This is a genomic window from Plesiomonas sp. ZOR0011, assembly GCF_000800945.1.
In the GTDB taxonomy this organism is placed as follows: domain Bacteria; phylum Pseudomonadota; class Gammaproteobacteria; order Enterobacterales; family CAMTGL01; genus Plesiomonas; species Plesiomonas shigelloides.
Map to the genome: position 1 here is coordinate 1 of NZ_JRKB01000026.1, position 24511 is coordinate 24511.

20 protein-coding genes and 1 pseudogene are annotated in these 24511 nt (G+C 49.5%); 4 read left to right on the plus strand and 17 right to left on the minus strand.

All coding sequences use genetic code 11. The annotated features are described in order from the left end of the window. The 5 genes from L975_RS04680 to L975_RS04700 all read right to left on the minus strand — a co-directional run. The coding region (locus L975_RS04680) for a GspE/PulE family protein (RefSeq protein ID WP_156121097.1) at positions 1-1338 on the minus strand (1338 nt) is incomplete at its 3' end. Further along, positions 1331-3328 carry a type II secretion system secretin GspD gene (gene gspD / locus L975_RS04685; RefSeq protein WP_081995603.1) on the minus strand — a complete coding sequence of 666 codons (1998 nt, stop codon included), beginning with the start codon at positions 3326-3328 and terminating at the stop codon, positions 1331-1333. The genes L975_RS04680 and gspD, both read right to left, overlap by 8 nt. Positions 3329-3498: 170 nt before the next feature. After that, positions 3499-4419 (minus strand): type II secretion system protein GspC, encoded by a 921-nt coding sequence (gene gspC / locus L975_RS04690; protein WP_081995601.1) that lies wholly within the window; start codon positions 4417-4419, stop codon positions 3499-3501. Between the two features lie 38 nt (positions 4420-4457). Further along, positions 4458-4883 (minus strand): type II secretion system pilot lipoprotein GspS-beta, encoded by a 426-nt coding sequence (gene gspS2, locus L975_RS04695; protein ID WP_047707448.1) that lies wholly within the window; start codon positions 4881-4883, stop codon positions 4458-4460. Between the two features lie 857 nt (positions 4884-5740). Then, positions 5741-6658, minus strand: a complete 918-nt coding sequence (locus L975_RS04700) for a LysR family transcriptional regulator (RefSeq protein ID WP_047707449.1) — start codon at positions 6656-6658, stop codon at positions 5741-5743. A gap of 152 nt (positions 6659-6810) precedes the next feature. On the opposite strand from L975_RS04700, the gene L975_RS04705 reads away from it, so the two are divergent. Further along, positions 6811-7104: a hypothetical protein gene (locus L975_RS04705; RefSeq protein ID WP_052181276.1), complete on the plus strand. Its 294-nt coding sequence runs from the start codon at positions 6811-6813 to the stop codon at positions 7102-7104. Further along, a complete protein-coding gene (locus tag L975_RS04710) occupies positions 7101-7754 on the plus strand; it encodes an HAD-IA family hydrolase (RefSeq protein ID WP_047707451.1) in 654 nt (217 codons plus the stop codon). Before L975_RS04705 ends, L975_RS04710 begins: the two co-directional genes overlap by 4 nt. 92 nt (positions 7755-7846) lie before the next feature. On the opposite strand, the gene L975_RS04715 is transcribed toward L975_RS04710, so the two are convergent. Further along, positions 7847-8116 (minus strand): DUF4258 domain-containing protein, encoded by a 270-nt coding sequence (locus L975_RS04715; protein WP_010862280.1) that lies wholly within the window; start codon positions 8114-8116, stop codon positions 7847-7849. Positions 8117-8312: 196 nt separating this feature from the next. On the opposite strand from L975_RS04715, the gene L975_RS04720 reads away from it, so the two are divergent. Then, entirely contained in the window at positions 8313-9257 is a 945-nt protein-coding gene (locus tag L975_RS04720) for a WYL domain-containing protein (protein ID WP_047707452.1), read from the plus strand. A 118-nt stretch (positions 9258-9375) separates the two neighbouring features. Here L975_RS04720 and L975_RS17195 read toward each other — a convergent pair whose 3' ends face one another. The 6 genes from L975_RS17195 to fucP form a co-directional block, all read right to left on the minus strand. Beyond that, positions 9376-10092 carry an EAL domain-containing protein gene (locus tag L975_RS17195; RefSeq protein WP_072033016.1) on the minus strand — a complete coding sequence of 239 codons (717 nt, stop codon included), beginning with the start codon at positions 10090-10092 and terminating at the stop codon, positions 9376-9378. Between the two features lie 333 nt (positions 10093-10425). After that, the gene (gene fucR / locus L975_RS04730; RefSeq protein WP_047707453.1) at positions 10426-11127 is read right to left on the minus strand and encodes an L-fucose operon activator; all 702 of its coding nucleotides are present in this window, start codon (positions 11125-11127) and stop codon (positions 10426-10428) included. Positions 11128-11179: 52 nt separating this feature from the next. Then, complete coding sequence (gene fucU, locus L975_RS04735) at positions 11180-11611, minus strand: L-fucose mutarotase (RefSeq protein WP_010862285.1); 432 nt, start codon at positions 11609-11611, stop codon at positions 11180-11182. Then, a complete protein-coding gene (fucK, locus tag L975_RS04740) occupies positions 11605-13080 on the minus strand; it encodes an L-fuculokinase (protein WP_047707454.1) in 1476 nt (491 codons plus the stop codon). The genes fucU and fucK overlap by 7 nt, the downstream gene beginning before the upstream one ends. 74 nt (positions 13081-13154) lie before the next feature. After that, positions 13155-14930: an L-fucose isomerase gene (gene fucI, locus L975_RS04745; RefSeq protein WP_047707455.1), complete on the minus strand. Its 1776-nt coding sequence runs from the start codon at positions 14928-14930 to the stop codon at positions 13155-13157. A 127-nt stretch (positions 14931-15057) separates the two neighbouring features. Then, positions 15058-16365 carry an L-fucose:H+ symporter permease gene (gene fucP, locus L975_RS04750; RefSeq protein WP_010862288.1) on the minus strand — a complete coding sequence of 436 codons (1308 nt, stop codon included), beginning with the start codon at positions 16363-16365 and terminating at the stop codon, positions 15058-15060. A 1185-nt stretch (positions 16366-17550) separates the two neighbouring features. On the opposite strand from fucP, the gene fucA reads away from it, so the two are divergent. Continuing rightward, a complete protein-coding gene (gene fucA, locus L975_RS04755) occupies positions 17551-18198 on the plus strand; it encodes an L-fuculose-phosphate aldolase (RefSeq protein ID WP_010862289.1) in 648 nt (215 codons plus the stop codon). A gap of 94 nt (positions 18199-18292) precedes the next feature. Here the strand turns inward: fucA and L975_RS04760 are convergent, their stop codons facing one another. The 5 genes and pseudogenes from L975_RS04760 to L975_RS04775 form a co-directional block, all read right to left on the minus strand. Further along, complete coding sequence (locus L975_RS04760; RefSeq protein ID WP_039045453.1) at positions 18293-19759, minus strand: C69 family dipeptidase; 1467 nt, start codon at positions 19757-19759, stop codon at positions 18293-18295. Positions 19760-19983: 224 nt separating this feature from the next. After that, positions 19984-20358, minus strand: coding sequence for a hypothetical protein (locus L975_RS17905; RefSeq protein WP_052181278.1), 375 nt, complete (start codon positions 20356-20358; stop codon positions 19984-19986). A gap of 605 nt (positions 20359-20963) precedes the next feature. Next, positions 20964-21092, minus strand: a pseudogene (locus L975_RS18065) (IS1595 family transposase); the annotation flags it as partial. A gap of 49 nt (positions 21093-21141) precedes the next feature. Beyond that, positions 21142-21852: a hypothetical protein gene (locus L975_RS04770; protein ID WP_039045454.1), complete on the minus strand. Its 711-nt coding sequence runs from the start codon at positions 21850-21852 to the stop codon at positions 21142-21144. Continuing rightward, positions 21849-24485 carry a glycoside hydrolase family 19 protein gene (locus L975_RS04775; RefSeq protein ID WP_047707457.1) on the minus strand — a complete coding sequence of 879 codons (2637 nt, stop codon included), beginning with the start codon at positions 24483-24485 and terminating at the stop codon, positions 21849-21851. Before L975_RS04775 ends, L975_RS04770 begins: the two co-directional genes overlap by 4 nt. Positions 24486-24511 lie beyond the last annotated feature (26 nt).

Genomic DNA, 24511 nt, shown 5'->3' on the forward strand with positions numbered 1-24511 from the left:
AGTAGAATCATCTGGACGGATGCCGAGTAAACGGCGCTCTTCGCTATTGGCCGGCGCGGCGCGCCGGCAAGCCGGACACAAGGTGCGCACCAGACGCTGCGCCATTACGCCGAGCAAACTGGAGGAGAGCAAAAACGGCTCGATGCCCATATCTTGCAAACGAGTGATCGCACCCACGGCGGTATTGGTGTGCAGAGTCGACAGCACTAAGTGACCAGTCAGAGAGGCTTGGATGGCAATCTCCGCCGTTTCGGTATCGCGGATCTCGCCCACCATCACCACATCGGGGTCTTGGCGCAAAATCGCGCGCAGGCCGCGAGCGAAGGTCATGCCGACCCGACTGTTCACTTGGGTCTGACCAATACCTTCAATGACGTATTCCACCGGATCTTCAACGGTAAGAATATTGCGCGCCTGATCGTTCAGCTCCTGCAAGCCCGCATACAAGGTGGTACTTTTCCCCGAGCCGGTAGGGCCGGTAACCAGAAAAATGCCATGCGGACGATGCAGCAACGTGCGCAGTTCATCCGCCATCGCCGGCTGCATGCCAAGGTGCGCCAGTGTCAGGCGAGACTGATTTTTATCGAGCAAACGCAAGACGATGCGCTCACCCCAGGTGGAAGGCAGCGTAGAGACTCGCACATCCACCGCGCGGCCACCGAGCAGCAATGCAATGCGGCCATCTTGCGGCACCCGCTTTTCAGCGATATCCAGCTTGGCCATCACCTTGATGCGCGAAACCAGCAGCGAAGCCAAGCGCCGCCCCGGACGCAGCACCTCATGCAGCGCGCCATCAACCCGAAAACGGATGATCAGGCTTTTCTCGAATGTCTCGATATGAATATCCGACGCGCCCTCTTTGATAGCTTCGGTCAGCATGGCGTTGATGAGTTTGATCATCGGTGCATCGTCGGCGCTTTCCAGCAGATCTTCCGTTTCCGGCATCTCTTCGGCCAGACTGAAAAAATCATCATCCGCGCCAATGTCTTCCATCAACTGACGGCGCTCAGACGAGTCGCGCTGGTAAGTTTGCTCCAGCAACAGCTCCAACTGCGCCTCATCCACGTGCTGCAAAGCAAAAGGCGTATCCAAGCCACGGCGAAGCTCCAGCAGCACTGTGCGCGACAAGGGATGCACGTGATACAGCGTTAAGCCATGCGTATTTTCTGCATTAGGTACCGCCAATAATTGCCAGCGACGAGCGTAGCTATAGGGTAAGCGCGGCGCGCGCTCGGTCGGAGAGTTCGCACCCAGAGCTGTGCGTTGCTCCAAGTCCAGTTCCAATTCCAGTTCAACGCCCTGTTCAGTAGCCAGCTCAGCCGTTAACCGATTAGCCATGCGGATCTTTCCCAAGCTGTAAGAAGGCTTGTACTTCCACCGCCACCGGTTGCTGGCCATAGGCCGGCAAAATCGGCTGCGCGGTTTGTGGCATCAGGCTCAAACCTTGCTCATCACGGTAGATTTGTTCGGCGCGGATATAGTTGTATTTGCGCTGGGAAATGCCGTCCGCCGCCAGCCCGTTACGTAAGATGGTTGGTCGGATAAACACCATCAGATTGCGTTTTTCTTTTTTATTGGCGGTGGATTTAAACAGATGCCCCAGCAGCGGAATATCGCCCAGCAAAGGTACTTTCGCGACACTTTCGCCAGCCTGATCATCAATCAGGCCGCCCAGCACAATCAGCTCGCCATCATCGGCCAACACGGTGGTTTTCAGCTTACGCTCGCCGAACACCACATCCAGATTGGTCTGGCCTTCCACTTTGGAGACTTCCTGCTCAATCACCAACTGCACCGCATTACCTTCGTTAATCTGCGGCGTAACTTTAAGCATGATGCCGACTTTCTTACGCTCGACGGTGTTGTACGGATTTTTATTGTCCGAGCCGGTGGTAGAGCCGGTTAACACCGGCACATCCTGCCCGACCATGAAGAACGCTTCTTGGTTATCCAAGGTGGTAATACTTGGCGTGGAAAGCACGTTGGATGACGAATCAGCCTTCACTGCCTGTACCAGCGCCATCCAATCGCCTTTCACAACGCCCACCGCCGTGCCGCTGTAACCGGCCAGCAGCTGGGTTAACGCTGACAGATCCCCCTCTTTATCGGGGTTAATGGTGGTTGCACCATTTTCACTGATAATAGTGGAGCCTTTTTGCGGCTGGGCTTTCGACAACGCGCCGACCAAAGATCCGATAGGGATCTGGGTGCCATTGGAGAACTGCATCAATCCCGCATCTTTGGATGCCCATTGCACGCCAAAGTTGATGTTATTGCCTTCGGCCACTTCCACGATCAGCGCTTCCACATGCACCTGCGCGCGGCGCACATCCAGCTGGGTGATCACGCTTTCCAGCGAGCGCATAATGTCTTGTGGCGCGGTGACAATCAGCGCATTGCTGGTTTTGCTGGCCGCAATCGACACCACATCCTGACGGCTACGCACGCCCGCTTGGCCTTCCCCTTGCGCCGCTTTCAACGAGCCGCTGACCTGATTGAGCACTTCCACCAGATCTTCGGCTTTACTGTACTTAAGGTAGAACACCTGACTGTTGCCACTGCGCTCCATTTCAGAGTCGAGTTGGCGGATCAGACGCTTCATTTTGTCGCGGATTGCCGGATCGCCGCTGATCACCAAACTATTGGTGCGCTCATCGGCCACCACTTGCGATTTCATACTCGCCGGTTGGCTGTCTTTGCTATTTTTGGTCAGATTTTCCAGTACGCGCGCGATTTCGGAGGATGAAGCATGCTCCAGCGGGATCACCTCTTCGGACTTATTTCCGGCGCGATCCACCCGTTGGATCACCTCGGTCAAACGCTCCACCACCGCCGCGCGGCCAGTCAGCATAATCACGTTCGACGGATCGTAATTGACCACGTTGCCGGAACCCGCGTTATCAATCATCTGGCGCAAAATCGGTGCCAGCTCGCGTACCGACACATTGCGCACCGGCACCACTCGCGTGATCAGTTCATCGCCCTGATAATCATCGCTCTGTTCACCCAATACCGGCAGCGGCTCGGTTTTCGCCACATTCGACTTCACCACTTTCAGCACGCCATTATCCAGCGTCACCACCGCGTAGCCTTGCGACTCCAGCACATTCAAAAACAGCTGGTAATACTGCCGCTCATTAAGCGGCGTCACGGTGCGGATACTGACTTTGCCTTTGACATCCGCGCCCATGATGATGGTTTTATTCAGGTTGCGGCCACTGGTCTCGATAAAGGTTTTGAGATCGGTGTCTTTGAAATTAGCGCTGAACTCTTCGGCCAATACCACCTGCGGGCTCAGCGTTGTGCCGACTAAAGCCAGACACAACATCAAGGCCGCCGGACGACGCCAAAAAGTGCGCGTGGCGCTAACACGCGCTGCGCGAGGGGATACAAAACTGTTAGGCCACAACACGATGGAAATCTCTCCCGGATGGAATACCGTTTGGTACAGGATCACTGAAGTAGTGGTTCAGCACTGTCTTACTGAGTGCCGGTTCATTAACGCAGGGGAATGCGCAACTCGTGGTGCGCCTCTTGCCGCTCAACCGTCATCACCAATTCGGTCATCGCCGGTAGCGTCATCAAGAGCTCCATCGCTTTGGTGTGCTCAGTCAATGACTGACCATTGAGCGCCACCACGATGTCCCCCAGCTGCAGTCCGGCAGCATCAAACAGGGTGCGGTCAGCCCCAGGCTCGACCCCCCATCCATACCTGTGCCCATCCTTGTTCACGGGATTAAAACGAAGAAAACTGAATAACTTTTGCGGATCCGCGGCCAAGGTTTGCCGCACCTTCGCCACTGACGACGGTTCGATTTGGGTGGGCGCAGCCGTGCGCGTCACGGTCAGCAAACCGGCTTGCTCGGCTTCGGCCGGAAAGCTCAAACGCTCCAAGCGACCATTAATCGACAGCACCACAAAATCCGGCTGAATATCCACCACCGTGGCGTTATGTCGGCGCAGCTCATCGCCTTTTTCGTACGTCTGGGTATTACCCGCAGCATCAATCACCGCCGAAGGAAAACGCCCCGCGGAGATACCGCGCAGCACCAGTTTTAACGGCGTTTCTTTTAAGACGGCAGGCGGAGGTGGCGTCACAGCCGTTACCGGTGCGGGACGCCCAAACCAATGTTGCTGGGCTACCCGCTGCCAATTTAGCGACTCGGCATCAGCGCTGCCTGTTGCAGATGCTGTATTCGCAGACAGAGCCGCATCGTGCCTTGGCGAACTTACGCTGATCGCAACCGGATCGAACGTCAGCGCTTGCCACAGCGAGTAGCTGATCGCCCCTACCGTCAACAAACTGGCCGGTAGCAGCAAAAAGCCACAGCACACGCGCACCGATATACGGCGCCCCTGTACACGCCATGCCCCACGCCTCGGAGCAATGGGCAACTTAAACCGTCGATAAGCTGTCATGGCGCGCCCTGCTCGTTCCACTCGTCATGTTCAGAAAATCATTCACCGGCGCGGTTAACCGCGCGGGCATAAGACTGACTCGCGCATTGTGCTGCCGTGAGGTGTGCCGCTTGCAGGCTGCTCCCTTGCAGATTATTCACCTGCAGCCGGTAGCTCACCCCTTTCGCCAAATAGGTTCGTACCGTCGGATCGCTACATAAACCTTGCTGATAACCAGCCAGCACAGCGCTCGGGCTCATACGCGCAGCACTTTGATTATCCGCCACCAAGGTCAAACCAATTTCCGCGCCCTGCTGCTGTGCAAAGACCAACGTATAACCGGCCGCTTTTGCCGGCAGGCTTTGATTAATTTTTTGTACCTGACTCTCAGCAATGCTTGCCGCCACACTGTTTTTCGTCGAGGTGCTGCAGCCAGATAAAATAAGCAGACAGACTGCCGAAGCGATATAACCGTATTGTTTCATTCTCAACCTAACGTGTGGCATTAGCCCAAATTCAGCTTAAACGTAAACGAGTAGACAGCCGCGGCATGCCATTTAAATAGGTATGATATAAGGCTGCCTAAACGAATAATCACATTACCGCCTTGAGCGGTGATTAACCCTATAAGTCAGAGAGTCAGTACGCTAGAGCATTAGTTATTGCTGTGGTTTCATCGTGTATTTAATCATGCAATTCATGGCCGCGCCCTATAACCGCACATCAACCTAAATAAACTGTCGATATACACAAAACCAACACCCTATAGCCGATGGAATATCTAGCCTCACTGACATCATACATATGATTATTTACTGTTGTTTGCACGGCCACAGATAATTTATATGACTAATTACCTATCCCTTACCGAGATAATTTATTTATCACATGAATAATCCGATTTAAAACAGCACTCAAGAGACTCAAGAGGAGCCGCTTCAATAAGCGGGCATGATAATGTCATAAAAAATAGCGCCAATACAACAAACAGATTTCTTATGCTCGTAGATTCACACTATTTGCTAAATAAATATCTCGACACTTAAAAATAGCACTTGTTAATGACAGTTCAATTTACGGAAATAGTAAGATGAATAGCCAAGAAAACAGTCAAATAAATGGCAAGCAAAATAGCAATGGAATATTCACTCTCAATATGAAATGACTATTTACTGACGGAGAATGCGAAGATTAACGCCATATAAATGACGATAAGGAGTTTTGGCGTAAATCATGCTGATGAAGTAATAAGCGCCAATGTTTAAAATAATACAATAATGGCTTTATAGCTCACTTATCCACCGAACCAACCACATCAACCACCGCGTTTATTACCCCGCTGTTATTGCGGCGCTGACTCACACACGGCATGCACCGGCTGCGGATAGTGCGAAGTGGCAAGCGCGACAAACCGGTCACGCAGCGGATCGGCCAACGCCGGATTCCACACCAAACTGATTTCCCAGCGAGAATGCGGCCCAGTCAACGGAAACAAGGTGACTGCCGATCCTGCTATAAAACTGACGCTATGCGGTAAAATCGCGCTACCAATCCCCGCCGCCACCAAAGCCACCAGCGTTTGGATATCCTCGGCTTCTTGAATCACTCCAGTTAAGCGGTTAGCGCCCAAGAAATTAGCAATTTGCTGACTCAAGCCCGGACAACGACGCCCTACCATCTGCAGCAATGGCTGACTGGCCAGCGCCGCCGGCACATCAAACGCAGCCGGATCCGTCCCCACTACACTGGTCGGCACGGCCAGCACCAGACGATCACTAAGCAAACGATGCTCGCTCAAGGTGGTGCCCCATGGCCGGCGCATAAAGCCCAGTTGCAACTGACCAGAGAGCAGCATTTCCTGCTGCACCGCCGATGGCATATCCTGCAAATGCACCATAACATCCGGTGCCTGCTGCTTAAAACGCGCCACCAATGACGGCGCCAACACAAAACTCGACAAGCCAAAACCAATGCGTAACTGACCGGCCAGCCCTTTGGCCAACGCCAACGCATGACGCTCGAACTCACTCGCCTGCTCAATCAACGCCTGAGCCTGCACCAACAGCTGACGACCCACCGCCGTCAACTCCGCACCATGTCGGCCACGATGAAATAAGGTGCAACCAAGAGTCTGCTCTAACACCTGGATCTGCTTGGTAAGCGCAGGTTGGGTGATAAATAAGCGCTCGGCGGCGGCGCGATAGTTGGCTGTTTGCGCCACAGTGACAAAAGCCTGTAGCTGTCGAAGATCGAATTTCATTCCATTTAGTTATCGAAATTGGCGATTTATTAATTATAAATCATCTAACTGACTTGTTCTAATAGTCTCATCCGCGCGGGACAACACTGTATTCATCACGATGCATCACTTTGCGTTCAGTGAATTATTTCGTTATCTAACGAGGTTCTCCTATGCCGACATCCACCGAATCCCGACTGCTGCGCCCTGCACAGAGTAGCCAAACATTTTTGTTTTTAATCAAAGAGCCTCTGGTGATCGCCCAACCCCTCGAGGCACCAGAAACCGGTGAGCTGCTGGTCAGTTTATTACGCCAAGGCTTTATTGTCGGGCCGGTCACCATTCGCGCCACAGACAGCCGGCAGGCGTTAGACTGTTATGACCAGCACGCGCAGCTGCAAGTCCTGACCACCCGTCTCGCTCGCAGCAAAAATGGTCATCCTGCGCCCGTACAGGTGATCGCATGAAGTACTTACAACTGCAGGCCGAGGCATTACTGCTGGATATGGATGGCACGCTGGTACAATCCACCACAGAGGTAGAAAAGGTCTGGCGACAATGGTGTCAATGGCACGTTTTAGCGCCAGAGCCGGTACTGGCGATATGCCATGGCCAGCGCGCGCAAGAGGTGATCCTAGCGATTGCCCCTCATTTGGACATTGCCGCCGAAGCAGCGCGCCTTGATGCGCTGGAGCTCAGCCTAACCACCGACGTGCACGCCATCGCCGGTTGTCGTGAATGGCTGCAACGCCTCCCACCCTCGCGCTGGGCGCTAGTAACGTCCGCCAGCCATCCGTTGGCGCGTCAGCGATTGCAAAGCGCCGACTTACCTTTACCCGCCTTGCTGATTGGCGCAGAAGATGTGGCTCATGGCAAACCCGATCCGCAGCCCTATTTACTGGCCGCAGCGCGCCTCGGCCTAGCACCGGCACGCTGCTTAGTCTTTGAAGACGCCCATGCAGGGATCACCAGCGCTTTGCAAGCCGGTTGTCAGGTGATTCAAGTCGGCGGACAGCAAAAACAACATCCAGATGTCCGCGCGATCATCCGCGATTGGCAGCAGATTACGATTGATTGTCCGGCGCAAGGTCCGCTTAGCATCACGCTATCTGCCTGAATCATCTACGCCAAAGTTATCCACGCCAGAGCCATCCACGTAAGGCATCGGCAAAATGCGCACGCCGAGCTCCGCAGGCCATGGGCGGGTAACTAGTGGCGGTCGCGCTTAAAATGGGTCGTGCGATGACCGACCGTCACTATCTCCCCATCATCCAGCACCAGATAGTGGCGGCGTAAACGCTGACACTGCTGGTGACTGATGCTGGTCTGTTGCGCGAGGCGCGCCAAGCTCTTGCGGCTCCAGAAGAAAATCTCCCGTCCACGATGATAATCAGCATGACCAAAATCCAGCAACCACTCCACGGCTTGACTCGAAATGCCGCGCTGCTGCATCCGTTGTTGTGCATGTCGGCTATACATAGGCTCACTCCTTAAGCAGATGAAGATACGAAGGTGTGTTAAGGACGCTCGATTCAGTATGGTCAATTTGACGCCCTCTAACAAAACCCATCGTCACATATTTTTGACGTGCCCTGTTCACCCTGTCAGTATATGTAGCCTGTGTAGTCATGCCGATACTGGCTACATCAACATGTCGCATTTTGGAGCACACCGCATGAGCACGGAGCTAACTTGGGATCAGACGCTACGCTTTCGTCTGCTAGAGATTGTCCTGCAGTGGGAAGGTCGCCTGACTACCAACCACCTGTGTACCGCCTTTAATATTGGTCGCCAGCAGGCCTCACGGGACATCAACCGCTATAAAAATGATTTTGCTCCGCAAGGGTTAGAGTATGACCACTCCCTAAAAGGTTATCGCCCAACCGCCGAATTTAAACCGCAGTTTAGCCAAGGAAAGGTTGATGAATACCTGACGCTGCTGCACCGCGAAAAACAGCACGCCGTTCAATCGCAGCAACAAGCGCTACTGACACTCCCGCTGCTGGATTTGCGCTACGGCCATATCGAGATGCTGGATGTCCCCACTCGCCATGTCGATCCGGTGATTGTGCGCGGGTTGGTGCAAGCAGCACGCGGTCAGTTACGGGTGGATGTGAACTATGTGTCACTCAGCTCAGAAGAGGAAAGCGGACGCAATATCGTGCCGCACACTCTGGTCTATGATGGGATCCGCTGGCATGTGCGCGCGTATTGCGAGAAAAAAGGCGAGTATTTGGATTTTGTGATGAGCCGCTTTCGCGGTGAACCGGATTTGCTGGATGCCTCCGAGCATGGCCGCGAGCACGATGTCGAATGGAACACCTTGGTTACGGCCGAGATTATCCCCAATCCACATCTGAGCGCCGGACAACAAGCCATTATTGCCGCCGATTACGCGATGGACGACGGACATTTGTTGTTAACCCAGCGCATGCCGCTGATGCATTACGCACTGGAGCGGATGCAAGTCAGCTTTGATGATGAGCATCATCAGCAACCGGCACATGCGCCGATCATTTTGAAAAATCGCGCCGAACTGATCGCGCAAGGCTGCACATTTAAACTTAAAAGTGCCGACTTGCAGCCATCCATTACCGTTGCAAGCACGGCTTACGCGTAAGCCGTACAACATTGATCGGCGAATTTATCACTAGTAATCACAACTCGTCGTAACAATCCGCATGGTAGCCACAAGCAACACATCCACTCGGAGTCGAGCTTGTAGCGCAGTCATGGCGTCACGCTTCGAGCAGCAGAGGGCTTTCTTGCATAAAAAAGCCCTTATTTAACAAGCGCCAATTAAAGCCTTGGCTAAAATCTGATCCTGCATACACCGACAAGTCTTGCAGATACTCATCCTCCACCCCTTCTAGCGTCACTTTGCCTGCATAACATTTGCAGCAATGCACTAAGGCACAGAGTTGCTCTTGCGAACTACGCCAGACAATCTCTTTATCGATCTTTACCCCATCCCAAGGTAAGTCGAGTAACAAGCTGACTGTCGCATTATTGACGCCGTGATCATCCAACCATATTTCATGACCAAAAGATTGAATTATTTTAAAGGCGTTTTTTAATTTAATTAGCTGTTCCGCATCACATTCAAAACCATTAATCTCAAAGGCAAAATTAACCCATTTTATTTTTTTGGCCAACTTTATAAAATCGGCATTAAATAGCGTTTTGTAATGAATATTCACATGTACACGCAGGTTATCACCTTTATTACTGACCGATAAAAGATCAGCAACCTGGTTCATTTGAATGCAGCTAACTTTTGTCACATCAGAGGCCGAAAGGGTTCCGAAGAAGCTGTCCACGCAATCAATGGCGATACTTCGTGAAAGTAATTCAAAAGAACTGACTTTCTTAGTCCTATTTTCAATTATTGGTTGCGCGATGACTCCGAACTCCATTTCTCTATATTTATATTTAAAGAGAATGTTGTTTAACATTTATAATTATCTTCGTTTTATATAAGGGCATTTTAAATAACATCCCGCAGATGCAAGGGAAGGTATACCATAACGAAAATTCGATGTAAAACGAGGTGAATAAGCATACATTTGATGTGGAACGTAATGCTGACAATATTCCGTCATTTTATTTCATACGATGTTTTGATAACACATAATGTATCACAATAAAGCGCTATAAATAGAACTCATTGTTTATTTTTTAGACGAAATATATTTCTCATTTTTTTGAACTTGAGCACGCAGAACAATCGATACCACACACAATAGTGCTTGACTAATGGCAGCAAAGCGTAAACATAAAATTACACACTAAGTGTCACTTATGACTTGCGTGACGTCTGCCAGCGAACCAATCCGAATTTCACCCGCACGATTAAATTTGCTTTTATCACTCAGCAACAATGATTGTGACGCGCGCTTAAGCAACAAAGATTTAAAATCGGCGTTGTAGGCATTGGACTCCCACAGCTCACCTTGCGCATCAATCCCTTCACAGGAAAAAATGAACAGATCGATCTCCAGATGACGTAATTGGGAGAGAATGGCCGGATTAACATAGCAGGCATATTTGCGTTCCAGCACACCACCAGAGCTGATAAGGCGGATATGCTGACAACGCGCTAACTCTTGGCAAATACGCACGCTATTGGTAAATACCGTGATATCAATATCCGGTAACTGCCGCGCTAAATAGTAGCAAGTCGAGCTGGCATCTAACGCAATCACCATCCCCGGCTCAATCCATGACAATGCTTGGCGGGCGATATCGGCTTTACTGGAGAAATGACTTTTTAGACGGGAGCTAAACGGATCACCACTGTCTTGATTACCCAATCCGATGGCGGCCGCGCGGCCATGACGGCGCACAATGCGCCCTTGTTTCTGCAACACATTCAAGTCGCGACGAATGGTTTCCTTGCTGACTGCCAGCATCTGCGCCAGCGCCTCGGTAGACAGTGTTTCATGCTGTGCCAATAACTGCACAATAGCCTGATGGCGTTCGCTTTTCATCCTGCCTCCTGCACAAGGCCGCCCACACCTCGCAGGCGGCAGCAGGGCAAGATTACTGGGTCACGCCTTTCTTTAACAGGATATTGCCGTATTTGGCACACTCTCCTGTGACTACGATCGCAAAGGCCCGTTGTGCTCGCTCATAGAAGGCAAAACGATCAATGCGCTGCACCGGCGGTAGCGGTTGCCGCGCATCGGCGCCGGCCAGCGCCTGCAAATAACGCAACTCCACCTGCGGATCGAGGCTATCCCCTTCGACAGCGGCCATCATCACCAACGGCGGGGCATAGCTATCCAGCTCAAACAGTGGGATCACGGCCGCCAGCAAATCACTGACACTCACGCCATCGGCACGTAACACTTGTGGGCCCATGCTGTGGGCCGGGAAGTGTGCATCGGCAAAAATAATCTCATCACCGTGCCCCATTTGCGCCAGCACTTTCAGTAAATCTGGTGAAATTAACGGCGAAATATTTTTCAGCATAATTCACTCTCACATTCGGTTTGACTCGCCAGCTGTTCACGCCACGCGTGGTACTGCGCCTGCTGCGCACTTGGCAAGTACTCATGATAGGTCAGCGCCACTTCTGCACGCGCCCGCTCTGGTGAGCTAAAATGTCCCGCGCCACTCCAAGCAAACATCGCCGCCCCCGACACCGTGGTTTCGGCATTATCTAACACGCGCACCGGCAACCCGAGCATATCGGCCTTGATTTGATTCCACAGGCTGTTACGGCTGCCGCCGCCTACCAACAGCAAACTCTCGGCAGTAAACCCTCCAATGGTTTGCAACACGTTCAAGTTATGGCTCAATTGCCCACTCAAACTTTCCAGCGCCGACCGATAAAAATGCCCGCGACGGGTATTCAGTGACGCGCCGCGCCAACCCGCTTGCCGTTTGGCCGACAACAGGCCGCTGTCCATCACCAACCCGTCACAACCAGGCGCTACCGCCGCCGCCTCAGCCATCATTTGTGGATAAGCATCTGACCGTGCGATTTGCGGCCAATATAACTCCCGCACCCACTCCAAAACGCCAGAGGCCAACCACTGCAGGCCCGGATTAAACAGCCCCGCACAGCTATCTAGCTCGCACGTTGAACCAGCATGTGCCGGTAACAGCGCCGTGTTCACATTCGGCGTGCGCACCATCAAAATTTCCCAGGTACCGGAGGATAAGACCGGTTGATCTAAGCCAGCGCCGGAGCCAAACAGCGCAAACTGAGTATCGTGGCCCGCTGAAATCACTGGGATCCCCGCCGGTATGCCCAATTGCTCAGCCATCTGCGGGAGCAATGCCCCAACCACCTCTCCGGCGGAAACCATACGCGGGAATAAATCACTGCGCAGGCCAGTACGCTGCAAAATTTCGTCACTGAAACGTTCGCTGCGTACATCCAATAACTGGCTGGTGCCCGCCATAGTGCGATCGGTGGTAAATTCACCGGTCAAACGCTGATTAATGAGGGAAGAGATAAACAGCCACGCATGCGCTTGTTCGAGGACATCAGGGCGGTGATGCTTAAACCACAGCAGTTTGTACAGCGTATTGAAACTGAACTGCCCAATCCCTGACAGGGTTTGCAGCTGCGTCGCATCAATATAGCGCGCCACCTGCTCCATCTCGGCCACCGTGCGTGGACATTTCCAGCTGATCACCGGATACAACATCTGCCCTTTGGTATCCACCAATGCACCATCAACGCCAAACGTGGTCACCGTCAGCGCATGAATTCGCGCCCCTTGTAGCTGGGGCATGATTTGCCGACAACAATCCGTAAAACGCTGCAAAATGGCATCTAAAGACCACACATGCCAATCGGGATTTTCCGCTCCCGGTGCGCTGGCATTGGCGACCGCTGCCTGCGCCAGCCGATTACCGCGTGAATCAACCGCAATGGCTCGGACATTGGTCGCACCGCAATCCAGAACCAAAACCACATCATGAGTCATACAGGCTCCTTGGCAAATGTGGGCGGCATAGCCGCCCACTGAGGTAATTTCAACGTAAGCGCAAAGGAAAGCCCTTATTTGTACAGCGGACCGTAGTTACTGCAGGCGCGATAATCTTGGCCTTCGCTATCCATGCCATGCGCCGCCCACGAGGATGGACGATAAATCGCTTCGTCGGCCACGTTATGCATGCAAACCGGAATGCGCAGCATAGAGGCCAATGTGATCAAATCAGCGCCCACGTGTCCGGCCGTCAGCACACCGTGGTTGGCACCCCAGTTTGCCATTACCGAATAGACATCGCGGAATGGCCCTTGCCCAGTCAGCCGCGGTACAAACCAGGTGGTCGGCCAAGTGGCATTGGTGCGGTTGTCCAGAATGTCATGCATCTCATCCGGCAGCTCGACGCTCCAACCTTCGGCAATTTGCAGAACCGGCCCAACCCCTTTGATTAAGTTGACGCGACTCATGGTAAACGGCACGCCACCGCGGGTCAGGAAGCGAGAAGAGAAGCCGCCGCCACGGAAATATTCGTGGATCGCCGGACACCATTCGGTCGCCGCCAAGCACGCATCCGCTTCTTCTTGGCTAATCTCCCAATGCGGCTTGATAGTGGGACGCCCTTCCGCATCTTGCTGACGACAGGTTCCATCCAGCGCTGCCGAGCCGGAGTTGATCAGATGGATAATGCCGTTTTCCGCCAGACCGGTCAGCGGTTGGCCAGTTACACGCTGCACCGCCTCCGGTGACCAATACGTCCGAACATCGGCAAACACTTGCGCCGTACCGGTCAGCTGATGGCCAAACAGCATCGCGACGCCATTTAAGCTATCGTTTTCGGTCGCCACCACCAGCGGTTGACGCACCCCATTCCAGTCAAACGCGCTGTTCAGCAACGCTTCGGCGGTATCGCCATTCGGGTATTGATCGGTCCAGTGACGCTGACCTTGAAAACCGGCGGCCACTGCGTTATACCCCAGCGCCTCTTCACCCCATCCTTTTTCGGCTAACTTCGGATTGCCCTGCATCATGTCGCGGATACAGATCGCCATCAGCAGACTTTCGCGCAGCACCTGGTAGTTATCTTCCGGCGAACGGCGATATTGTTCGTTATTCAGATCCGGCCCATAGCGGAAGTGTCGATCCGCCCATGACAGCGCCAACGCCAACTCTTCTTCGTCATAAATGCCCTGATCAATACGGCGACGCAGTTCGGTCATATCCACCGCCTGCACCTTCATCCCCAACCAAGACTCAAAGAAATCATGATCGACAATTGAACCGGCGATCCCCATCGAAACACCGCCCAGCGACAGATAGCTCTTGCCCTTGATGGCGGCCACCGCTAAACCCGCGCGCGTAAAGCGCAGCAGTTTGTCCTGCACATCCTGCGGAATGCTGTTATCGCCAGCATCTTGTACATCTTCGCCATAAATCGAAAAGGCTGGGATCCCTTTTTGGCTGTGCGCCGCCAGCGCCGCGGCCAGATAGACCGCCCCCGGCCGTTCAGTGCCGTTAAAGCCCCAAATGGCTTTCGGGCGCTGCGGATCCATATCGATAGTTTCGCTGCCGTAGCACCAGCACGGCGTCACGGTAATAGTCAGGCCCACATTATGGCGGCTGAATTTATCCTCACAGGCCGCGGATTCGGCCAGCCCAGCAATACAGGTATCGGCAATCACACACTCAACCGGCTCACCGCTAGGGTGGCGCAACGTTTCACTGATCAGTGCTGCGGTGGCGTGTGCCATGCTCATGGTCTGCTCTTCCAGTGATTCACGCACCCCCATGCGGCGGCCATCAATCGCCGGACGGATCCCTACTTTTGGCAGACTTAATTTCGTTTTCATCGGGTTACCTCATGTAATCGGCTAAGCAAGTCAGGGCGGCCTTGGCCGGCCTGCTGTCAGAATCGCGTTATGAAAATGATTGTTAATGCGTCTCAAGAAAAGGCCTGACCGGCAGGCCCCTTCCCTCTTAGGCCTTGTGGCCTTTAAAACCAAAGTGAATCAGGTAGATAAAGCCCAGCATCGGGATAACAAACGCCATCCGGATCCCGGCCATATCGGAGATTTGACCCATAATCGCTGTGAGTACCGCGCCGCCCAAAATGGCCATAATCAAGCAGCTGCCACCAAACTGAGTGTCTTTACCCAGGCCGTGCACTGACAAACCGAAAATGGTAGGGAACATCAAAGACATGCAAGCAGATACCGCAACCAACGCATAAATGCCGGTCATCCCGCCCACAAACATCACCAGCAGTAAACTGAGTGACGCCAGAGAAGCCAGTAACCCCAACAGCACCGCAGGTGAGATAAACTTCATCATGGCGGTACACACAAAACGTGAGGCCGAGAACAGCACGATCGACACCAGTAGATAGGTAGATGCATCCGCCTCGTTACCACCCATTTCCGTCATCACGTAACGGATGGTGTAAGACCAACAACCAATCTGCGCGCCGACATAGAAAAATTGCCCCAGCACACCGCGCACAAAGTATTTCTTGGCCAGCAAGCGCCCAAAGCTGCTCTTCAGGCTCTGGTCACTGCCACCGGTATCACTGGCCACCGGCATGCGAGTAAACGCAATGGCCAGCCACACCAGCATGATGACCAGCGCCACCACCACATACGGCCCCATCACCGCCGACAATTCAGCCGACTGGATAGACCCGAGCGCCTCTGGCGACATGGCCGCACGCTCAGCATCGGTTGCGGGGTGCAGTTGCGACAAAATATAGAACTTACCGATCAAGACTCCGGTGATAGAGCCTATTGGGTTAAACGATTGCGCCAGATTCAAACGGCGAGTGGCCGTTTCTTGTGGCCCCATCGCAATAATGTAGGGGTTGGCACTGGTTTCCAGAATCGATAAGCCACCGGCCAGCACGAACAGCGCCATCAGGAATGGGCCATACTCCATAATTTGACTGGCGGGATAAAATAACAATGCGCCAGTACAAAATAATCCGAGGCCTAATAGCACGCCGGCTTTATAGCTGAATCGTTTAATAAAGAGTGCAGCGGGTAAAGCCAGACAAAAATAGGCACCATAAAAAGCTGTCTGCACTAAACCAGATTGCATATCCGTCAAGGTAAATACTTTTCGAAACTGTGCAATCAGCACATCGGTCATATTATTGGCCAGTCCCCACAATGCAAAACAACTGGTCAGTAATATAAACGGGATCAGAATATTCTTAGGCACCACCTCGGCTGACGGTGCATTACCGGCAATAATGTCCGCAGCCTCCGTGCTTTTGGTCGTTATTTCTGACATGGCTAACACTCCATTGGTTATCGGGTAGGGCATCATTATTTTTATGTCATGCTGTTATTTATTACGGTCAAACCGAGCAATAATCAGGAACATGACTGTAGGGATGTCCCGCAGTTCAGAAGGAATTGGTCGCAATGCAATGCATTATTCTTTCTACTACTGACGCCAGAATACGCCTGTGGATGAATAGCCATTCGCCCACCATAATGCGCTGCAAATTAACGTCATTGGCCCATTTTCAGCGCTACGCTAAGAGCAGATTAAGCCGACCTCTCAACGCCAAGCGTAAGCAACAAGCTCAGTAACATCAGCCAGATAACAGCGCTGTTATGCCACAGAGTTTGCTACCTGTAATACGCTTCTTACCTGATTTTTTCATAATCCTGATTCAGGCCTCATCACATCGCTGTTAAATCACACAATCTGATTTATTTATGACACCACACTAGTGATGCCATAAAAAAATTCGCGATCTAACAATCCGTGCGATAAAAAATCCTCACTCGGATTTAGCTTTTCTTTCTGCTTGCGGGTGTTGCTGACAATTAATTTAAAGACCTAACACGAATAAAATATGACTGGGCTCACATCGCCTCCTATCATCGGGTTAAAATGTGAAATTAATCACTTTATCGCCACATAAACCGCTGCCCGTTTGATTCGTTCCCTAAAGAAAAAACACAAATACCAAATACATCATGACCGAATAAGCGCGTAATAATCAAAAACGGTCATTCATACAGCCACGTACATATTTAATGCCCGTTTTAGCGACCCAACAAAACAAACGGACAAAATAACCCCCGATTAAACATAGGGTTTACTTTAAAGAAAGTGATTCCTATTGATGAATGTCACAAAATAAACGCGAAAAATTCAATTCAAACGATATTAAGCTGAAGATAACTCAACAACGATTTACTCACTGCCTCTATCGAGACTCACAGATAGATATGGGTATAAAGAAGCAGACGTATTTAACGAGTTATCGAAATTAAAATCCAAAACGAAATATCGAAACACAGTAATCGTTAACGCTTTCATCTGGCGCGATTGTCACGTATTGCCAAATCGCTTTATTTCGCGCCAGCGCACACACAAGACCGGCACCGGTGATCCGGCATGGCCTATCACTGATTGAATATAACCGAACATAGATGACGCTCGTCGTAAAAGGGGTACCGCATGGAAAGAGCAACACTGGCTCGTGAGATTATTGCTACTTGTCTGGAGATGACCCGACTGGGTCTGAATCAGGGAACTGCCGGTAACGTCAGCGTACGTTATCGTGATGGTATGCTGATCACGCCAACCGGCATTCCTTACGAGCAATTGACCGAAGATCATATTGTCTATATTGATGGCAATGGCCAACATGAAGCCGGTAAGCTGCCATCGAGTGAGTGGCGCTTCCATCTGGCCGCCTATCAAACACGCCCTGATGCCAATGCCGTGGTGCATAACCACGCCATCCACTGCACAGCGGTATCTATTCTCAACCGCCCGATCCCAGCGATTCATTACATGATTGCCGCCGCTGGCGGCAACAGCATTCCATGTGCGCCTTACGCCACCTTCGGCACACGGGAGCTGTCTGAGCATGTCATTAAAGCACTGAAATACCGTAAAGCGACCTTGCTACAACATCACGGACTGATCGCCTGCGAAGAAAACCTAACCAAGGCCCTGTGGCTAGCACATGAAGTCGAAGTATTAGCGCGCCTTTATCTCACGACACTGGCAATTACCGATCCTGTGCCGGTGCTGTCAGACGAAGAGATCGCTGTGGTGCTGGAGAAATTCAAAACCTACGGTTTACGTATTGAAGAGTAAGCCACGCTCTCATCTCCGCCTTTCGGACACAAAAAAAGCGGTGCTCAGCACCGCTTTTCTGCATTAATTCACATCAAACACTCATAACCGCGGATCACGCCCCCTCGAAGTGGTACTTCATATCCGTGTCATGGGTCATTTTAGTAAAGACCTGATTGGTCAATTTATCGGTTAAATCAAGCGCCGCTTGCATGGTTTTATCTTCAAACTTTTGCAGCACTTGTTGCGCTTTAGCAGGCTCGGTTTTATAGAGCTTCAGATACTCTTGCTCCATCGCTGCTTGCTGCGCAGCGGTTTGTTCTTCGAACGCTTTATAAGCGCGTTGCACATCAGGAGCATACGCGTTGTAGTTTTGCATCACCAGCGTCTGCAGTTTGCGGTATTTCCAGTTTACCGATTCATTATCTGCCTGATCGGAGCCTTTATCATAACCTGGCAAATAGTGCTGAATACCTTGGTAATACGGCACGTACACACTCAGCGCTGGCATTCCGTAGGCCACATACTCCACCTCACCAATGGCTTTTGGTAAGTTCGGGCGAACCTGCAAAATATGCGACTCTTGTGTACGGAACACAGCAATCGGGCGATATGGCTCTGCTGGATTATTGTTCGCATACGGATCGTGTTTGGTGCCTTGGTAGTGATTACGTAGCGCCTGTTCAACCTGCGCGACCGAGATCTTCTGCGCCGGTTTTAGGAATACTGGGAAGTTTTTGCCATCGGTAATGGTGGTTTTCAGCTCCGGATTGAACATATGCTGTAAAGTCCAAACCCGAGGATAGTTATAAGTCAGATCGTTTTCGACATCCTGTGAATACACCTGATGGAAATTAAACGGCCCTTGCTGTGGATTATACAAACCATGCTGCTCAGCAAAGCTAATCAAGGTTGGTGAGCCTAAATAGTTTGCCGTATCTTTCGGATCGTATTTTTGCAACCGGCCCTGATTAGCCGAGACAAAATATTGATCCGCAGGCAAACGAGTAGCCATCCACTGGTGGCCACTGCCGGTTTCCAGATACCAGAGATCGTGCTGGTCAACAAACGCCACCCCAAAACCTTCACCCGCCCCTTGCTGCTCAATAATTTTTCCCAGCAATTCCACGCCTTCACGTGCAGAATGGATCCGCGGCAAAATCACGGTTTGGATCGAGTCTTCGGTGATCCCCGTTTTTTCCACATACGGATCAACTTTCAGCACCGGTTGACCATTATAGATAGTTTCGGTCGCCGTCATTCCCACGCCAGCAGAGTTAAAGCCCACCTCGCCCATGGATTTATCTTGCGTATCAAAATCATGGATTGCGGTATAGCTCAGCGCCTCTTGCGGTAACGGATAGGTAAAATCATTACCGTGTGCTTTGAAAACCCCTTTCTGATGATGTGCCGCCGGATGGATCACCATGTGTTTGGCATTGGTCGCGGAATAATCTTCATTACGCGCCGCAATAAATGAGCCATCCGCCGACGCCTGATTCCCCACCAAAATGGTGGTACAAGCGGACACCTGTCCAGCAAACAGCGCTGTCATCAACGCAGCAAGCAGCGTGGTCTTCATAAGGAACTCCGTTTTTCTCTTAACCTCACAGATGCCAAAACAGTAGACTGACTTTTTTCTCTCCACAAAGCATCGAAATTAACAGCAGGTTACCTTTTGTAAGCGGAGATGAGTGGTAAATAAAACCCTCAACTAGACACATAAATCTGAGACTACAGTCACAGAAAATCCACCATATATCAGTTAGAGATTAAAATAGAGTCTCACCATCGCACCTAAAGCTTTTAATTTAATAAAAAGTCATCCGCCCGAATACAATAAAAACTAGTTTTACCAGATAAAGATTTATACTCTACCTTATAGTATTCACCATCATCAGACATATCTATTAGCATAAAAACATCACCTTCAATAAGGTACGCCTTAAGCTTATTTTTATCATCTGGAGCAGCATACAAAAATGCCTTTGCAACGTTAACCTTACCTGAAAGTTCTTTTCTAGAAGAAAAGTCAACACTATCAGATAGCAACTGTGTTTTATATAACTGACCATTTTTAAATAAACTTCGCTTTACTTGCTGACAGCCTACACACTCATCTTTGAAAAGAAAATGCCATTTCCCATCATGGGCTATCTCATACACATCCTCATTCCACATACCTTTATCACGCCACGAGCTAGTCACATACTTGCCAACAACAGACAGGTTACAAATTTTTCCATCACCGAATTTGATGGGAACTTCATCAACAACGTCTGCTTTTACCTCAAATAAAACAGAACACTTATTTACATCTCCAGCACTAGTTAGTATTAAGTACTTTTATTTAGAATGTCCAATATTCTTATCTCAGAATACCCTTGATCTATATATGTAGTTACTACGCTAGGTAATTTAACTCCATCACATTTTTCTGCTGTACATACCTGAGCCATCACAAAAAAAGGAGTTAAAATAAAAATAGAAAAATAGACACCCGACCACCTAGATAGCATTATAACAACCCCCATATACTTTTTATTCTTGATAAGTAATTCTCTCTCTGCAAGTCCGCTCTCGCAACCATTAACAGCTAAAGATATTAACCCAACGTTATTTTTCCATTATCAACAAGAATATTTATATCTCCGCGGGCATTAAACTTTTTGTAAACCCCGCCATTATGCCGCCAAATCCAATACCCATAATTACCACTAAGTTGGCGTCACTACCTCAAACCAAGTGTGCTTATCAACGTGCTCGGCTATCAATACCCTGAGTCAGTGAAAACAGTAAGCGGCAGTATTTCTGTGGACTCCAACCAGCTCTGCGGCAATACGAACACTGGAGCCTGCAATAAACAGCTCAAGTAACCGCTCCTGCTTGTACTGACTGAGTCTACTTTTCCTCATGGAACAATCCTAGATCATCTTAGTTATCTAGGATTGCCCCATGTATTATTTAACAACTGCCTGTTAAGGAGCAAAGCATCCAGCCAGAATATTCTCGACCTTTAGTTGATTTATAGACAACATAATCCCAACCAGACTCATGTTTTTTCCTTAGAACAACATCACCCTCTACAAGATAAGACTTAGTTTTGTTAATTGGCATCGGTTCAGGAAAGAAATAACTTTTCCCTTTTATTTTCAATTTTACACTTTCCCCTTTCATCCACGAATCAAATGCTGGCTTAGACACTGCCTGTATGATTTTTTTCTTTTCATTATATGGAAAGGAATAGACTATGCTATTTGAACCACTAGGGTTAACAATATCCCCACCAGAACCAAAATAAGATGTCATTTTTTCATCTTTACCTAACCTACCATTAATATAATGAAATACGACAACATTAAAATAATTTCGCCAATTCATTCCCGTGTCGGAGTCTATTTGTGATTGTTGAACAACAAAGTATCTACTTGTTAATTTCCCTGTATTTAAATAAAAGACATCTTGTACTTCACCCTTAGAAGATAAATAAGGGAGATAATCAACAAAATACGTCCTTCCATTATTATCTTCGAAAAATGTCGCGATAACATTATCGCCGACAGTATCATCAATCTGGTCTACGAAAAACAGTTTTCCTTCATCCCCCTGAATGGAGAACTCTGACTGTGCAGCACAAGGAAACGACAATAAAAATAGAAAAAATAAAATTATCATTTATCACACTCCCCAAACAACCTAACATGAAGCTTTCTTGCTTCTTCTGTAAATTCAACTCGCTCCTCTAGGCCCTTTAGTCCAGGATTTATAATCTTAGTAATCTTCTTTACTTTATCTAGATTACTTACATTACTATCTGCGATAGAGCCTAATTTTTTTGAATTCCAAAACCAAAACCCTGACAACACTATGGATGGCATATCACTTTCAACCAACTCTGGATTAGAGTATATATTTAAACCTGTTGCTATAGCGCACAATCTATAGTTCTCCGCATGCGTTAAATGCAACAGGCCGCGACCTCTATAATCGTTTCCTGGCAACTCATTACTTCCAAAAGCATGCTCCCCATATCCAGCATCATTATTCAAGAGATGGCGTCTTATATAATCTATTTTCTCATTTCTTGATAAATTCAATCCTTTTCGTGCGAAGCCATTGTTGATGGCAGTTGGAGCCATAGAGAATAAAGACTCCGCTGTGTAACTTCTATAAACCAAAGATTCCCTGAACGCTGTAAATCGTTTTGTTTCATGTTTCCCCTGTCCCAAGAGATTGATGACTTGTTCACAAGAGTTAATGCCATAATCAATTGCATGCTCATTCCATCTAGCAATAAAATCATGAAGTTTTGAATCAGAAACAGATGATGGCGAGAATGACCGCATAAACTCAAAAGACAGTGATATATTTTTTTTACATTTATGGCACATTATGATATTTAAATGCTCCGGGGATAATAACCCCATCATCCCTGCCGGATGAATAAACCACATTTTATTTCCACCAAATATCCTCTTAGCTTCTTCAACCCAAGCCATATTATTGTGTACCTGCATTGCATACTTATACAGCTCAGGCTGCTTCGCTAACTCCTTTTCAAGACGAGGCCATCCTTTTTCGCGCTTTATCCATTCGCTTTCGTGTTTGATAAATAACTGACGCAGCTTGCTCGCCAAATCATCATCCGCTAATGCAGACTTAATTTCATCGCCACTCAGCACATTGTCATTATCTCTATCTATAATGAGTCGGTCATAAAGAGTACTAAAAAAAATGCCGCCTTCCTGGCCTTCTGTATCTTCTTTATCTAAGAATCCATCAGGATCATTACTACCATCAACGAGTTTAACCCCTAACTTGCCCCAATCATGTTGACTGAGTAACTCCGCATCACTCGCTAATAAGACAAACTCCCCAGCCAACTCATCTTTTTCTGCTGCACGCTCACGCACTCGAACAAACTTTTGCGTTCCATGAGTAACAATATCAGTTTTTTTTACTGCCAACGGAGTGTTTAATGGGCCAAATTTAGCTAGCGCCTCGTAGCTTAATTGTTTTTTATGGCTAATCAGACGATACGTGACAACCTTATCCTTATTAAGAACCAAATAATCCTGACCTCCAGTTACCTGTGCTTTATTCTGGATACAATCGTTAAGCTCTTGCTTTTCGCGTTTATCTTTCTCACCTACAAACACTTCAAAGTGCACAGCCTTCTGATCAGGGTCGATACTAAATCCGCTCATACTGAGCGTTGCAACTTGATGCTCACCCCAATGGCCAATAACCTCGCCAGCCTGGACAGCTATTGGGTTACTATCGCGCAATACAACCTTATCAAACTCAATCGGGATGCTAGATTCCGCGGTTAAAGCCGCACCGAATTTATTTTTTGCTAACCAGCCAATCGAACCCTTGCTAGCATTAGCCATCACCTGATTAGCACTATTCTTGACGGTTCCGCTCCCCACTTTGAACACTTGAACTTGACGAAAATCAGTGAGACCACCGTTAATCGTTACCATCTGTTGCTCACCTAACAACACAACTTCACTACCGGCAGGTACTCCAGCACTTTCTTCAGTACTGTCCGCCGTTTTTCTTAGCCATGTATTATTAGGTACTGTATAGCGAGCTGGCTTACTTTCCGGTGGAGTCAGCCAGTTAGGTTTCATTTTACACTCGGCCTTGATATATTTTGCCGCAATATAAAACAGTTCAGGATCTCCGGCCTTGGGCTCGGCATAGCACATCAATTGGTAAATTTGAGGCTCATTGCGCAAGTTGTATCTCTCAGACCAATTATTCCTATCCACTAAAATAACTTCAGCCCCTTTCCGCGCAACGCCTAATTTATCTTCAGACTTAAGCTGCAACCCCGCAGATCCCTTATAAATAGAGACGTCATTACCATCAACTACATACCGTTCAGGCTCAGCGCTATAGCTGTTTTCACAAGCTATATGCATGTATAAGCTATAAAAAGTTAAGCTGTTTTTATTTTTCTCCCCCACCTCATAGCGGTGACGAATTAGGCAAAACGAAGGAGAGGTATACAAATCAATCTCGTGCTCAGGCTCCCCAGCTTCAGATTTACGCGTTGCTTTAGCAGGTTCAGTCGCAAAACGATAAGCAACAATTTCTCCATCAGCAATAGCACGAACAGCACCGCTTGAATGCCATCCCCCTTTTTCGCTGAGGTGAACTCCGCCATGCCAAATACGATTACGTCCTATAGGGAAGGTTCCACTATTTAATTTATTGAGCTGGCTAATAAACTCATCAAGTGATGCAATTTCCTTGGGAGTACCCTCTCCCGCCAACTGCATGGGGTAGACGATTTTCATCTTTACTGTTCAACCCTATATTATAC

What these genes read in the sequence shown, in the direction of transcription:
- gspS2 (WP_047707448.1), bottom strand. Translation starts at nt 4,883, where the DNA reads ATGAAACAATACGGTTATATCGCTTCGGCAGTCTGTCTGCTTATTTTA.
- L975_RS04775 (WP_047707457.1), bottom strand. Translation starts at nt 24,485, where the DNA reads ATGAAAATCGTCTACCCCATGCAGTTGGCGGGAGAGGGTACTCCCAAG.
- fucU (WP_010862285.1), bottom strand. Translation starts at nt 11,611, where the DNA reads ATGCTGAAAAATATTTCGCCGTTAATTTCACCAGATTTACTGAAAGTG.
- L975_RS04700 (WP_047707449.1), bottom strand. Translation starts at nt 6,658, where the DNA reads ATGAAATTCGATCTTCGACAGCTACAGGCTTTTGTCACTGTGGCGCAA.
- L975_RS04715 (WP_010862280.1), bottom strand. Translation starts at nt 8,116, where the DNA reads ATGTATAGCCGACATGCACAACAACGGATGCAGCAGCGCGGCATTTCG.
- L975_RS17905 (WP_052181278.1), bottom strand. Translation starts at nt 20,358, where the DNA reads ATGTGGAATGAGGATGTGTATGAGATAGCCCATGATGGGAAATGGCAT.
- fucP (WP_010862288.1), bottom strand. Translation starts at nt 16,365, where the DNA reads ATGTCAGAAATAACGACCAAAAGCACGGAGGCTGCGGACATTATTGCC.
- L975_RS17195 (WP_072033016.1), bottom strand. Translation starts at nt 10,092, where the DNA reads ATGTTAAACAACATTCTCTTTAAATATAAATATAGAGAAATGGAGTTC.
- fucR (WP_047707453.1), bottom strand. Translation starts at nt 11,127, where the DNA reads ATGAAAAGCGAACGCCATCAGGCTATTGTGCAGTTATTGGCACAGCAT.
- L975_RS04770 (WP_039045454.1), bottom strand. Translation starts at nt 21,852, where the DNA reads ATGATAATTTTATTTTTTCTATTTTTATTGTCGTTTCCTTGTGCTGCA.
- L975_RS04710 (WP_047707451.1), top strand. Translation starts at nt 7,101, where the DNA reads ATGAAGTACTTACAACTGCAGGCCGAGGCATTACTGCTGGATATGGAT.
- fucA (WP_010862289.1), top strand. Translation starts at nt 17,551, where the DNA reads ATGGAAAGAGCAACACTGGCTCGTGAGATTATTGCTACTTGTCTGGAG.
- fucK (WP_047707454.1), bottom strand. Translation starts at nt 13,080, where the DNA reads ATGACTCATGATGTGGTTTTGGTTCTGGATTGCGGTGCGACCAATGTC.
- gspC (WP_081995601.1), bottom strand. Translation starts at nt 4,419, where the DNA reads ATGACAGCTTATCGACGGTTTAAGTTGCCCATTGCTCCGAGGCGTGGG.
- L975_RS04720 (WP_047707452.1), top strand. Translation starts at nt 8,313, where the DNA reads ATGAGCACGGAGCTAACTTGGGATCAGACGCTACGCTTTCGTCTGCTA.
- gspD (WP_081995603.1), bottom strand. Translation starts at nt 3,328, where the DNA reads ATGTTGTGTCTGGCTTTAGTCGGCACAACGCTGAGCCCGCAGGTGGTA.
- fucI (WP_047707455.1), bottom strand. Translation starts at nt 14,930, where the DNA reads ATGAAAACGAAATTAAGTCTGCCAAAAGTAGGGATCCGTCCGGCGATT.
- L975_RS04705 (WP_052181276.1), top strand. Translation starts at nt 6,811, where the DNA reads ATGCCGACATCCACCGAATCCCGACTGCTGCGCCCTGCACAGAGTAGC.
- L975_RS04760 (WP_039045453.1), bottom strand. Translation starts at nt 19,759, where the DNA reads ATGAAGACCACGCTGCTTGCTGCGTTGATGACAGCGCTGTTTGCTGGA.